This is a genomic window from Allosphingosinicella sp., assembly GCF_036387215.1.
In the GTDB taxonomy this organism is placed as follows: Bacteria; Pseudomonadota; Alphaproteobacteria; order Sphingomonadales; family Sphingomonadaceae; genus Allosphingosinicella.
In genome coordinates, this window is sequence record NZ_DASVUE010000075.1 from 1 (window position 1) to 13,287 (window position 13,287).

Genomic DNA, 13,287 nt, shown 5'->3' on the forward strand with positions numbered 1-13,287 from the left:
AGACGATCGCCGGCCGCTACCGCGGAATGACGACGCAGCAGCTCGACCAGGCTATTCGCCGGACGGTGAACCCGAACAACTTCGTCTGGGTGGTCGTCGGCGATGCGGCTCGGGTCCGCCCGCAGCTCGAGACGCTCGGAATGCCGAGCTTGGCGAGCTGCGGCTGGACCTTGGCCGCTTCGCCGACGACCACCCAGACGAAGTTGTTCGGGTTGATCGCCGCACGCGCCGCCGCGTCGAGACGGGCCGAGGTCTGCGCCTGGTAGATGCCGGCCAGCTGCTCGTAATAATTGTCCGGACGGTTGTAGAGCACGTTGCTCTGCATTCCGTTGAGGACTGCAGCCGAAGTCTCGAAGCTCCCCGGAAGGCTACGGATGTTGTTGGCGGTGGTCCGGCTCAGCTCCTCGGACGTGACGCCCTTCGTGCCGAGGAAGTCCTTCACGTCCGCCATCAAAGCCGCCAGCGAGTCGCCGGTGCGGTCGGCCTGCACCGGCGCTCCGATGATGTAGGGCACCGCCTGCACGCTGCGCTGCACCCGGCCGGAGACGCCGTAGGACCAGCCCTTGGTCTCGCGCAGGTCCATGTTGATGCGCGACAGGAAGTTGCCGCCGAGGATGTCGTTGGCCGACGTCAGGTCGACGATGTCGTCCGAGCCCTTCAGCGGAGTGACGAGGCCGCCGTAGATGAGCGACTGGGGCGAACCCGGCCGGTCGATCAGGACGACGCGCTGCTGCGCTGCAGGGATCGCGGTCGGGAAGACCTTCTTGCCCTTCGGCGTCGCCGGAGCCTGCCAGTTGCCGAAGCGCGCTTCGAGCCTCGGCAGAAGCTGCTGCAGCGGCAGGTCCGAGACCGCGAAGATCTCGAGCGCGTCGGGGCGCAGCCAGGCCTGCTTGAACGAGGCGAGGTCCGCCGGCCCGAGCTTCGCAACCGCCGCGGCATTGCCGCTGCCGGTGGTGGCGTAGGGGTGGTTCGGCCCGTAGAGCAGGGTCGGAAGCGTGCGGCTTGCGATGCCCTGCGGGTCCTTCATCTCCTGCGCGATGCCGGTCAGCATCTGCGCCTTGACGCGCTCCACCTCGGTGGGGGCGAAAGCGGGGTTCCGCACCACGTCGGCAAGCAGGTCGAGCGACGGCGCCAGGTTCGGCGTCAGCGCCGAGAGGTTCACCATCGTCCGGTCGATGGTCGCGTTGGAGCTGATGTCGGCTCCGAGCCGCTCCTGCTCCTCCGCGATCTGCGTCGAATTGCGGGTGGTGGTGCCCTCGTCGAGCAGCGCAAGCATCAGCCCCTGGGTGCCGCGCGCGGTCACCGGATCGGCGGCCTGGCCGGCGTCGAACGACAGCGAGACGCGCGTCGCCGGCACTGCAGTCCGCTGTGCGTAATGGACCTTAACCCCGTTCGCGAGCGTCGCGTGCTGAACGTCCGGGAAGTCCAGCGGCGAGAGCGAACCGACCGCCGGCATCTGCCGCTTGAACGCGGTCGGCGTCTGCGGCTTCGCCTGCGCCGGAGCGGGCTTGGCCGGAGCCGCGGCCGCAACCGTCTTCGCCTCCTGATAAGCCTCGCGCTCACCCGGCTCGAGGGTGAGGTTCAGCGCCGGACGGCGAAGCCATTGCTGCGCCGCCGCCTTCACCTGCTGCGGCGAGGTGCCGGCATAAAGGGCGAGGTTGCGCTTATAGAATTCCGGGTCGTTGGCGTAGATCTGACCCTCTGCGAGAGCGACCGCCTTGCCGCCGAAGCCGCCGACCTGCTCCAGGCCCTTGATGCGCCCGGCAACCTCGGAGACCGCCGCGCGGTTGAGTTCGGCCTGGGTCGGGCCGTTCCGAAGGAAGTCGGCGACGATCTCGTCGAGCCGCCGCCCGACCACCGCCGGATCGACGCCCGGCCGCACGGTCGCGGAAACGCTGAACAGGCCAACGCGGTGGAGCTGGGTGACGTTCGCGCTCGCCGAGACCGCGATCTTCTCCTTGCGGACGAGCTCGTTGTCGAAGCGCGAGCTGGCAAGCCCGCCGAGCACCGAGGCTGCAAGGTCGAGCGCCACGCTCTGCTTGTCGAGCATTCCGGGGACGACCCAGTAACGCGACACGCTGGTTGCTGCGACGCGGTCCTTCATCACCACGTTCTTGGGCGCGCTGAGGGTCGGCACGGCGGCCTGGGCCGGATTGTTGACCGGGCCGCGCTTGATGTCGCCGAAATATTTCTCGACCAGCGGCCGCGCCGTCTTCGCGTCGATGTCGCCGGCAAGCACCAGCACCGCATTGTTCGGCCCGTAATTGTCGGTGAACCACTTCTTCACGTCGGCGAGGCTGGCGGCGTCGAGGTCCGCCATCGAGCCGATCACCGAGTGCTTGTACGTATGGCCTTCGGGGAACAGCTCGTCGAGGAGGCGGTAGAAGACGAGGCCGCCCGGACGGTTGTCGCCCTGGCGCTTCTCGTTCTGGACGACTCCGCGCTGGTTATCGAGCTTCTCCTGGGTCACCGCGCCGAGCAGGTGGCCCATCCGGTCGGATTCGAGGAACAGCGCGCGCTCGATCGCGGCCGAGGGAACCGTCTGGAAATAATTGGTGCGGTCGAAATTGGTGGTGCCGTTATAATCGGTGGCGCCGATCTGCTGCAGAGGCTCGAAGAAGTCGCCCGGCGAATTCTCCGACCCGTTGAACATCAGATGCTCGAAGAGATGCGCGAAGCCGGTCTTGCCTTTCGGCTCGTCCTTCGATCCGACATTGTACCAGACGCTGACCGCGACGACCGGAGCCTTGCGATCCTCGTGCACCAGCACCTTCAAACCGTTCGAGAGCGTGAAGGCCTGATAGGGGATGTCGACGCGCTTCACGAGCGTGCTCACCGGAGCGGCCGGGGATGCGGAGGCGGCGGCCTGCGGCGCGGCGGCCGAAACGGCCGAATAAGCGGGCAGTGCAAGGGTAGTGGTCAGCAGCAAAGACAGCAGCGAACGGCGCATCGAATAATCCCCTCCGATATGTGGATACGGCGCATCTATCCTGATTGAGGTTAGCAGGCAACAGAAGAGCGGCTTCGGAACGCTGGAAAAGTTCAGCGCATTCCGTGGCTTAATCTGCGCCTTGCAGCGCGCGCCGCGAGCGCTAAAGACCTTTGCAAAACCATCCTGGAGAGGTTCCCGAAAATGCGCCTGAAGACCCTTTTTGCAGCCGCCGCTGCGTTGTCCCTTCCCGTTGCCGGGTTCGCGCAGCAGACGGGCACTCCCGCATTCACCGGCGACGCATTCCGCTCCCACGTCGCCTTCCTTGCCGACGATCTCCTCCAGGGCCGCAACACCGGCGAGCCGGGCTACGAGATCGCCGCCCGCTACGTCGCCACCCGTTTCCAGGGCCTGGGCCTGAAGCCTGCCGGCCCCAACGGCAGCTGGTACCAGCAGGTCCCCTTCGTCACCTACAAGCTCGGCGAAACTCCGGCGCGGCTGACGATCGGCGGCCGCACCTTCGAGAACGGCAAGGAATTCGTCACCGGCGCAAGCTCGAGCGAAGCCAATCAGACCATCGAAGCGCCTGCCGTGTTCGTCGGCTACGGAATCGACGCGCCCGCCCAGGGCTTCAACGATTATGCCGGCCTCGACGTGAAGGGGAAGGTCGTCGTCATGCTCGGCGGCGTGCCCGAAGGCACTGCAAGCGACATCGGCGCCCACTTCTCACGCGGCAAGGCGCGGATGGCCGAGCAGAGGGGCGCGATCGGCATCGTCACCATCCGCACCCCGGCCGATCAGGAAAGGCGCCCCTGGTCCGCGCTGACCGGCGGTATCCACCACAGCAGCATGACCTGGGTGGGGCCGGACGGCCGCCCCTTCACCGACGCTCCCGGGATCCGCTTCTCGGCGACCCTGGACACGCCGGCGGCCGAGGCGCTGTTCGCCGGATCGAAGACTCCGCTCGCCGCGATCTTCGCCCAGGCCGGAAAGAAGGGCGCGAAGCCGAAGGGCTTTGCGCTGAAGCAGCCGCTCAAGCTCGAGCGGCAGAGCGTCAGCCAGCGCACCACCAGCCCCAACGTCATCGCGATGCTCCCGGGCTCCGATCCGGCGCTCGCCAATGAATATGTGCTCCTGATGGCGCACCTCGATCACGTCGGCGTCGATCCGAAGCTGGAGGGCGACAAGATCCACAACGGCGCGATGGACAATGCCACCGGCATCTCCACCATGCTCGAAGCTGCCCGCGCGTTCGTCGAATCCGGGCAGCGTCCTCGCCGCCCGATCCTGTTCGCGGCGGTCACGGCCGAAGAGAAGGGCCTGCTCGGCTCGCAATATCTCGCCAAGAACCCGGTCGTGGGAGGCGGCAAGGTGGTCGGCGTCGTCAACCTCGACATGCCGGTCCTGCTCTACGACTTCCAGGACGTGATCGCCTTCGGCGCCGAGCATTCGACGCTTGGCCCGATCGTCGAACGGGCCGGCGCGCAGATGGGCGTCAAGCTCTCCGCCGATCCCCTGCCGCAGGAGAATCTGTTCGTCCGCTCCGATCACTACCGCTTCGTGCAGGAGGGTATCCCGTCGGTCTTCCTGATGACCGGCTTCGCCAATGGCGGCGAGCAGAAGTTCACCGGCTTCCTCAAGACCAATTACCACAAGCCCACGGACGACCTCTCGCAGCCGATCGACTGGCAGGCCGGCGCCAAGTTCGCGCGCATCAACTATCTGATCGCCCGCGAAATCGCCGACTCGCCCGAAGCGCCGCGCTGGTACGCCGACAGCTTCTTCGGCAAGACCATGGCGCCGAACCAGCCGAAGGCGCAGCGGGCGGCGCGGTAAGCCTGCACGGCGGGGACGATCTTCCCTGCCCCCCGTCCGGGGCAGGGACTCCCTCCCGCTGCCCGGGGAATTCCAGACTCGCCAAGCGCGCGGCCGGAGTGCATCCTGGCCGCGCCAGCAATGGCCGGTGCGCGTCGCTCAGCGAACGGGAGGAAGCCCTTGCCCAAGCATGCCGCACGCCAGCCGGTCCGCGCCCGAAAGGCGCCCGACGCCGCCAGGTCCGCCCCCGATGCCCAGCGCTCCGGCCCGGCGAGCGCCTCAGCGCCCGCGCCCCGCTTCAGCATAGGCGACATCCCGCTGCTGCCGCAGGAGAGCCTTCCGGACGCCGCCTTGCCGAACAGGACCGGGCTTCCGGACGGGCTCAAATCCGGAATCGAGGCGCTGTCGGGCCTCTCGATGAATGATGTGCGGGTGCACCGGAATTCCCCGCACCCGGGGAAGCTCGGCGCGCTCGCGTACGCGCGGGGCACCGACATCCACCTGGGCCCCGGTCAGGAGCGGCACTTGCCGCACGAGGCATGGCACGTGGTGCAGCAGAAGCAGGGCCGGGTGCGAGCCACGAGCCGTTTCGGCGGCACCCCGGTCAACGAACATGAAGGGTTGGAACGCGAGGCCGACGGCATGGGCGCCTTCGCCTTCCGAGCGCCAGTGGCCGGATCGGCGCGACCCGGCGGGTATCGGCGCGGCCGAGGTCTGACTGCGCGAGGACAAGTTTCTGTCGGTATGGCTCCAATTGTGTCGCCTCCGCCTGCAAGTCCTGGTTGCGGCACCGTGCAGCGGGCCAGCGCCGGGGTCTGGGGAGCTCTGGGCGGGGGAGTGCTGGGCGGCTTGCTGGGAAATATGGTTCCCGGCGTCGGAATGGGCCTTGGCGCGGGCCTTGGCGCCGCCCTCGGCGGCTTGGCTGCAACATTCACTCGGCGTTTCTTCGACAAACACCAAAAGAAGAGAGGTGAATGGGCTGTACCTTCCGTCAGAAAAGCGGCGAAGAAAATAGCGGCAAAGAACCCATCATGGGGAGGATACGCTATTCATCACAAGCTCCCACGACATGAACTGGATAGTTTCCACGATCAGCTGTCGGGTTCAGGCGGCAAAGGCGCAGGCGTTCGAAACGCCCTTGACGCAATTATGCCCGCTGTGTCCGATCGACGGCGGCAATTGCACAACCTGCCTGGAAATCTGGAAGTAGGTCCGCTTCCTGAAGATCGGACGGACGATCCGGGCGCCGGCTTCGACCCCAATATGGTCCCCGGCGGCACCGGCCTACTCACCCCTCGATCCAAGACGCTCAAGGATATGCGGAAAGCCATGGATACCCTTGACTGGAAGACGGTAGAAAGGAAGTTGCACGAGCTGAAGGGTCATCATGACGCGCAACTCATCAAAGACGGTTTGCGAAAGGCGCCTCCGCTGTCCGCTCCGATCGCCTGGAAGCAGCACAAGGGGAAATTCCAGTAAGCCTAAATGAGGTGCGGCGAGGCTTGTGTGACCGAAATGCCACACTACATGCCCTGCTGAAACTGAACCAGGGGCCAATATGAACCTCGAAAAATTCACTGACCGCGCACGCGGGTTTCTGCAGTCGGCGCAGACCGTCGCGCTTCGGATGAACCACCAGCGGATCGCGCCGGTGCACGTGCTGAAGGCGCTGCTCGAGGACGAGCAGGGCATGGCCGCGGGCCTGATCGCCCGCGCCGGCGGCAGCGCGGAGGCGGCGCGGCGGGAGACGGACGAAGCGCTGGCGAAGATCCCCGCGGTCTCGGGCAGCGGCGCCAATTCGGCACCCGGCCTCGACGGCGAGGCGCTGCGCGTGCTCGACAGCGCCGAGCAGATCGCCCAGAAGGCCGGCGACAGCTACGTCACGGTCGAGCGGCTCCTGCTCGCACTCACCCTCGCCTCCACCACCGCCGCGGGCAAGGCGCTTGCAGATGCGGGCGTCAAGGCGGATGCGCTCAACGCCGCCATCAACGAGCTTCGCGGCGGCCGCTCCGCCGACACCGCCTCGTCCGAAGACCGCTACGACGCGCTCAAGAAATTCGCCCGCGACCTCACCCAGGCCGCCCGCGACGGCAAGCTCGATCCGGTCATCGGCCGCGACGAGGAGATCCGCCGCACCGTCCAGGTCCTCGCCCGCCGCACCAAGAACAATCCCGTCCTGATCGGCGAGCCCGGCGTAGGCAAGACCGCGATCGCCGAAGGCCTGGCGCTGCGCATCGCCAATGGCGACGTGCCCGACGGCATCAAGGACAAGAAGGTGATGGCGCTCGACATGGGCGCGCTGATCGCCGGCGCCAAATATCGCGGCGAGTTCGAGGAGCGGCTGAAGGGCGTGCTCGACGAGGTCCGCCAGGCCGAGGGCGACATCATCCTCTTCATCGACGAGATGCACACGCTGATCGGCGCGGGCAAGGGCGAAGGCGCGATGGACGCCTCCAACCTCCTGAAGCCCGCGCTCGCCCGCGGCGAACTCCACTGCATCGGCGCCACCACGCTCGACGAATATCGCAAGCACGTGGAAAAGGACCCGGCGCTGCAGCGGCGCTTCCAGCCCGTCTTCGTCGGCGAGCCCACGGTCGAGGACACGATCTCGATCCTCCGCGGCCTCAAGGAAAAATACGAGCTTCACCACGGCGTCCGCATCACCGACGGCGCGATCGTCTCGGCGGCGACGCTCTCCAACCGCTACATCACGGACCGCTTCCTCCCCGACAAGGCGATCGACCTCATGGACGAGGCCGCCTCGCGGCTGCGCATGGAGGTGGAATCGAAGCCCGAGGAGATCGAGAATCTCGACCGGCGCATCATCCAGCTGAAAATCGAGCGGGAGGCGCTCAAGAAGGAAACCGACCGCGCCTCCAAGGACCGCCTCAAGGCGCTCGAGGAGGAGCTTGCCAACCTTGAGCAGCAATCCTCGGAGCTGACCCAACGCTGGCAGGCGGAAAAGGACAAGATCGCCGCGGAATCGAAGCTCAAGGAGCAGCTCGACGCCGCCCGCCTCGAGCTCGATCAGGCGCAGCGCGCCGGCGACCTCGCAAAGGCGGGCGAGCTTCAGTACGGCCGCATCCCGCAGCTAGAAAAGCAGCTCGCCGAGGCGGAAGCGGCCACCGCCACCGCCATGCTCCGCGAGGAAGTGACCGCCGAGGACATTGCCGGCGTGGTCTCGCGCTGGACCGGCATCCCGGTCGACAAGATGCTCTCCGGCGAGCGCGAGAAGCTGCTCCAGATGGAACAGCTGATCGGCCGCCGCGTGATCGGCCAGGAAGCCGCCGTGAAGGCGGTCGCCTCGGCCATCCGCCGCTCCCGCGCCGGTCTCCAGGATCCGAACCGCCCCATGGGTTCGTTCCTGTTCTTGGGCCCCACCGGCGTCGGCAAGACCGAGCTCACCAAGGCGCTCGCCGAGTTCCTGTTCGACGATTCGACCGCGATGGTGCGGATCGACATGTCCGAATTCATGGAGAAGCATTCGGTCGCCCGGCTGATCGGAGCGCCTCCGGGCTATGTCGGCTATGAGGAAGGCGGCGTCCTCACCGAAGCCGTCCGCCGCCGCCCCTATCAGGTCGTGCTGTTCGACGAGGTCGAGAAGGCGCATGGCGACGTCTTCAACATCCTCCTCCAGGTGCTCGACGACGGCCGCCTCACCGATGGCCAGGGCCGGACGGTGGATTTCACCAACACGATCATCATCCTCACCTCGAACCTCGGCAGCCAGTATCTGTCGAGCCTCACCGACGACGAGGATGTCGAAAAGGTGGAGCCGCAGGTGATGGAGGTCGTCCGCGGCCATTTCCGCCCCGAATTCCTGAACCGGCTGGACGAGATCATTCTCTTCCACCGCCTCGGCCAGGCGCATATGGGCCCGATCGTCGACATCCAGGTCGCGCGCTTGGGCAAGCTCCTCGCCGACCGGAAGATCACGCTCGATCTCACCGACGGCGCCCGCGCCTGGCTTGGCCGCGTCGGCTACGATCCCGTCTACGGCGCCCGGCCGCTGAAGCGGGCCGTCCAGAAATACCTCCAGGACCCGCTCGCCGACGCCATCCTGCGGGGGGAGATCGAGGACGGATCGACCGTAAGCGTGGACGAGGGGGAACGTCAGCTCGTGCTGACCTCCGGCACCGTTACGGGTTGATCGAACCCATCCGCTGCGAGCGGTCGCGCAGGCGGTCTGCCTGCTGAGCGTCCGCTGCCGACTTGGCGGTCCACTGCTCCTTGGTCTTGCAGACTCGAAGGAGCCGGATTGAACCGACGACCGGCTCGTAACGACAGATGGGCTTCTGGTCTGCCGCTTTGGGCTGCGGCTCAGCTGCGAGCTGAGCAGGAAGCGGCGCAGCCGTGATCGTACTGGCTGCACAGAGCAGGGCGAGCATCTTCAAACGAGACATTACCACCTCCCCAAAACGTTCGTTTAGCCGCAGTCGCCGCGTCTTCCAAGTCGCCGCACTGGCCAGGCTTCAGGCAAAAAAAGGGGCGGCAAAAGCCGCCCCCAGGTCGTGTCGCTGCTGTTCGAGTTAGAAGTTAATCCTCGCGCCCACACGGAAGTAACGGCCGATGAAGAGACGATCGGCCCAAGCGGGGTTGAAGTGATAGATGCCATAGGCAGCGTTCCAATCGACAGGCGGCTTCCTGTCGAAGATGTTCAGAACGTCAGCATAGACGGTCAGACCCTCACTCGGCTTGATCTCGCCATGCCCGTCGACCCAGAAGACCGACTTGCCGCGGCACTGCACCGGATCGCCGTTGTGCCAGGACAGGAGCTGACCGTCGTCGGCGCTCTGCTGGCAATCGCCGTACGTTCCACCCGAGTCCGTCGCCACAGACGAATAACCGCTGGTGTAGTTGGCGGTGAGGGTCAGGCTCCCCCGATTGCCGACCTCGAGCGTGTTCTGCCAGTTCAAGCGCAATTTCGGAGCACCAGAGCAGGAGGTCCAGCCGCACGGACCCAGCGTACCATCGTAGCGCCAAGTGGTGCCGTCGTCATTCTCCTGCTGCAGTCTCAAAAGGTACGAAGCGTTGAGCACGCTGCGCAGGCTGAGATCGGCGAAAGGCAGCGGTATCCGTACATCGGCCGTGCCGTCGATGCCGCGGCCCAGGAAGCCGTTAGCATTCTGGAACTGCGCCTGGATGAAGCCAAGCAGCGGCAGAGCGGCGGGGTTCAGCGGATCCGGAGTTCCCCGGATGACCGTCACTCCCGGAATATTCACCACGCCATTGTTGGTGTAATATTGCTCGGTGATTGCGGCAGTCACCGACGGTGGAACGATCAGGTTCTTGATCCGGGTCTGCCAGAAATCGACCGTCAGTGTGATGTTCCGCCTCGGCTGGAGAACCGCACCGAAAGTGTAGCCGGTCGACTTCTCCGGCTCGAGGTCCTGGTTACCCGAAGACGTCAGACCCGGCGAGTAGCCGCCCTGATAGTAAGCGGGGTTGGAGGCGTGCGCCGCGCAGAAGGCGGTGTAGACCGGATTCGTACAGGAGATCGAGGCGGCGGTATAACCGGTCGCCGGCAACTGGAACGATTCGTTGAGGTTCGGGGCGCGGAAACCACGCGACCAGGAACCACGGAGCTTCAGCTGCTGGATCGGCCTGAATTCCGCTTCGAAGGAAGGCGAGAACGCCTTCTGCCCGGTTGAGTAATGGTCATAGGCACCCAACGCCCTCAGACGCAGGCTATCAAGAATGGGAGCGCTAATCTCATAGTTCGCGGACCAGATATCGCGGCTGCCCTTCACCCCGACGGCGTTGATACCGTAATAACGTGCGTAGGGATTGGTATCGTTCGGCGCGTTTGAGCTCGGGTTGTTAAGGGTTTCCCGGCGGAATTGGGCGCCGACCGCGACGTTCAGGTCGCCGCCCGGAAGAGCGACAATGTCCTTACCGATCGCACCCTGGACCTGCCAGAGCTTGGAAACCTTCGTGCTACGTTGTTCCGGGAAGACCTGGTCGCGCGCCGCCTGGGTGTTCGCGTCCTGGTTCACGAAATTGTACGAGCCGGTGGCGATCGCATCCAGCAGACCCTGGAGGTAGATATAATTGCGGTTCGTGACGTCCAGGTCGACCCGCGATGCGGTGGCGCCGACGTTATAGCTGAAGCCGTCACCGAACTCGCCGTGCGCGCCGATCGCAGCACGGTAGCTCCTGGCATTGGTCAGGGTCTGGCGCGGGTCCCGCACCGCCAGTGAGAGCAACGCCAACCTGCCCTGCGCCGCGAAGGGGTTGTTCGGGTTGAGGACCGCCCCAGCAACCGGAGTGCCGTTTGCGTTGGTACAGCCGCTCGCGATCGCGGGGCCCGAGATGTTGCCGGTTGCGGGATTGGTGCCGACGACGGCCTTCCCCTGGGGGCAGACATAGATCGGGAGGAAGAAGCCACTGACGCTGACGTTGCGTCCACCGGCCGCGGTCGAGCCAGTGAAGCTTCCCGGAGTATTCTCGTTGAACGTCCTGGTGTTGTAATAGTTGAAGGTCACGAAAGCTTCGGAGTCGCCGAACCGCTTCGTGGCGCGGAACGAGGCGCCCTTCCGCTCGATCTCGGACGCGTACATCTGGTACCGGTTCAATTCATCGCTCTGGCAGACGATGCGGTCGGCCGGCGTGGTTGCCCCCGCCTGCGCATTGGTCACCTGGAAGGCGGTGGTGCCGTTATTACAACCGCTCACATACTGGAACGGTCCGAGCGGGCCCGAGAATCCGGTCGGAAGCACGGTGGCCGGATTATACGGGCGCACAGCGAAAGCCGGTGTCCGGGCGAAGCCGCCGAGAGTGCCGTCACCCTGGATGCCGTTACGCACCGCATTGTTCAAGCAACCCTGATCTGCGGTGCCGCAGATGCTGCTCAAATTACCGGTGTTGAACGGGAAGCCGCGGTCGCGCGAATAAAGCGGATCGTTCTTCTGATATTCCGCGCCGACGTAGATGTTGTAGCCGTCCGAGGAAAGGTCGCCGACGCCGTAAGCGAGGCTGCCCCTTCTCTCTCCCGCGTCACCCCGTTGCGAAATACCGGCGGAGAAGTTGCCATGCAGGCCCTGCAGCTCGCTCTTGGTAATGACGTTGACCACGCCCGCGATTGCGTCCGAGCCGTAGGTTGCGGAGGCGCCGCCGAGCAGCGTGTCGATACGGCCGACAGACCAAGCAGGGATGGTGTTGATGTCGGTGATGTTACGCTGCGTATCGTCGGCCAGGGGATAGACGGCCGAGCGCATGCCGTCGAACAGCACGAGCGTGTAAGCGTCGTTGAAGCCGCGGAGCGAAGGGGCGCTCGCGCCGGCTGTGAATCCAAAGGCCGACCAGCTCGGCGGCACGGTGCCGGCGTTGTTCGCCGACATCGTCTGAAGATAGTCGGTGACGGTCGTGATGCCGCGCTTCTCGATGTCATCCGCAGTGACCGACATCACCGGGATAGCGGTCGCGGCGGCAGGGTTGCGGAGCAGCGAGCCGGTAACGACGATTTCCTGCGCATCCTCATTGCCCTGGGTGGGCTCGTCGGCAGTGGTCGTCGAATTGGTGCTTTGCGTGGCCGGCTGGTTGGTCGCGTCCTGCGCCATTGCCGGAGTGGCAATGAGGCTGGCGCCGAGAAACAGTGCGGTTAGCGCAGTGCTGCCGCGGAGAAGCCCGCGTGTTGAAATGGTCTGCTGAGTCACCTTTGATCCCTCATGGTTTGGTAGAGATGCCGGGACCCCGAGGGACCCCCCAAGCCATCTCTAGGCAGCCGCCATTGTCGCTTTTCCGCGACTTCCGGCATCTGCCCTAGCTCATCCAAGCGCGTGATCTTGTAAAGCGGCTGTAGAGGAGGCGGATCGTTTCGAAAAAGGCTGTAGCGAAAATGTCACAGGCGCGTTCCCGGCGGAAATCCTTGGCTTTCCGATGCTTAGCCCGAAATGCGTCGCCCATCTGCGGCAAGCGCGGAATCCGGCTTCCCCGCCGTCCCGGAGGCGCTTATGGCTCATCCATCCCCGGGGGACCTTGCGCACAAGGTTGAGAGGCGGCTGAATCCGGCCGCGACCCGCCGAACCTGATCCGGCTGACACCGGCGTAGGGAGGGAGAGGCGGCCCGCCCGTACTCCCTCCATAGATGGAGAGCGAATATGGCCGATATCCCCGCCCGTACCGAGCTTAAGGTCACCACCGGCCCCATCCGCGGCTCTCGAAAGGTGCATGTCGGGCCGCTGGGCGTCGCGATGCGTGAGATCCATCTCGAACCCTCCTCGGGCGAGCCGCCGCTCAGGGTCTACGATCCCTCCGGACCCTATACCGACCCCAATGCCCGCATCGACATCATGGCCGGCCTCCCCGAGCTCCGCCGCGACTGGATCCGCGCCCGCGGCGACGTCGAGGAGGTCCTTCAGCGCGAAGTGAAGCCCGAGGATAACGGCCAGCTCGGGCCCGACCGCTCGGGCGGAGTCCAGCCCTTCCCCAACGTCCGCAAGACCGTGCTGCGAGCCAAGCCCGGCGCCAACGTCTCGCAGATGCACTATGCCCGCAAAGGCATCATCACTCCCGAGATGGAATATGTCGCCGTCCGCGAGAAT

General features: G+C 65.5%; 6 protein-coding genes, 1 pseudogene and 1 riboswitch. Of the genes and pseudogenes, 4 read left to right on the forward strand and 3 right to left on the reverse strand.

Translation table 11 applies throughout. The annotated features are described in order from the left end of the window. Positions 1–16: 16 nt before the first annotated feature. A complete protein-coding gene (locus VF662_RS03285; protein WP_464137656.1) occupies positions 17–2,950 on the reverse strand; it encodes a M16 family metallopeptidase in 2,934 nt (977 codons plus the stop codon). Positions 2,951–3,133: 183 nt separating this feature from the next. Between VF662_RS03285 and VF662_RS03290 the strand changes: the two genes are divergently transcribed. From VF662_RS03290 to clpB, 3 genes are all read left to right on the forward strand, one after another. Beyond that, positions 3,134–4,765 (forward strand): M28 family metallopeptidase, encoded by a 1,632-nt coding sequence (locus VF662_RS03290; RefSeq protein WP_464137659.1) that lies wholly within the window; start codon positions 3,134–3,136, stop codon positions 4,763–4,765. Positions 4,766–4,924: 159 nt separating this feature from the next. After that, positions 4,925–6,223: an eCIS core domain-containing protein gene (locus VF662_RS03295; RefSeq protein WP_464137661.1), complete on the forward strand. Its 1,299-nt coding sequence runs from the start codon at positions 4,925–4,927 to the stop codon at positions 6,221–6,223. 79 nt (positions 6,224–6,302) lie between these two features. After that, positions 6,303–8,894, forward strand: a complete 2,592-nt coding sequence (clpB, locus tag VF662_RS03300; protein WP_464137662.1) for an ATP-dependent chaperone ClpB — start codon at positions 6,303–6,305, stop codon at positions 8,892–8,894. Here clpB and VF662_RS03305 read toward each other — a convergent pair. Together VF662_RS03305 and VF662_RS03310 are read right to left on the reverse strand one after the other, a co-directional pair. After that, positions 8,884–9,147, reverse strand: coding sequence for a hypothetical protein (locus VF662_RS03305; protein ID WP_464137664.1), 264 nt, complete (start codon positions 9,145–9,147; stop codon positions 8,884–8,886). The genes clpB and VF662_RS03305 overlap by 11 nt on opposite strands. Before the next feature lie 126 nt (positions 9,148–9,273). After that, positions 9,274–12,399, reverse strand: a complete 3,126-nt coding sequence (locus tag VF662_RS03310; RefSeq protein ID WP_464137667.1) for a TonB-dependent receptor plug domain-containing protein — start codon at positions 12,397–12,399, stop codon at positions 9,274–9,276. A gap of 303 nt (positions 12,400–12,702) precedes the next feature. Further along, positions 12,703–12,814: riboswitch (TPP riboswitch) on the forward strand. 29 nt (positions 12,815–12,843) lie between these two features. Between VF662_RS03310 and VF662_RS03315 the strand changes: the two are divergent. After that, positions 12,844–13,287 (forward strand): annotated as a pseudogene (locus VF662_RS03315) (phosphomethylpyrimidine synthase ThiC); the annotation flags it as partial.

What these genes read in the sequence shown, in the direction of transcription:
- clpB (WP_464137662.1), top strand. Translation starts at nt 6,303, where the DNA reads ATGAACCTCGAAAAATTCACTGACCGCGCACGCGGGTTTCTGCAGTCG.
- VF662_RS03305 (WP_464137664.1), bottom strand. Translation starts at nt 9,147, where the DNA reads ATGTCTCGTTTGAAGATGCTCGCCCTGCTCTGTGCAGCCAGTACGATC.
- VF662_RS03285 (WP_464137656.1), bottom strand. Translation starts at nt 2,950, where the DNA reads ATGCGCCGTTCGCTGCTGTCTTTGCTGCTGACCACTACCCTTGCACTG.
- VF662_RS03290 (WP_464137659.1), top strand. Translation starts at nt 3,134, where the DNA reads ATGCGCCTGAAGACCCTTTTTGCAGCCGCCGCTGCGTTGTCCCTTCCC.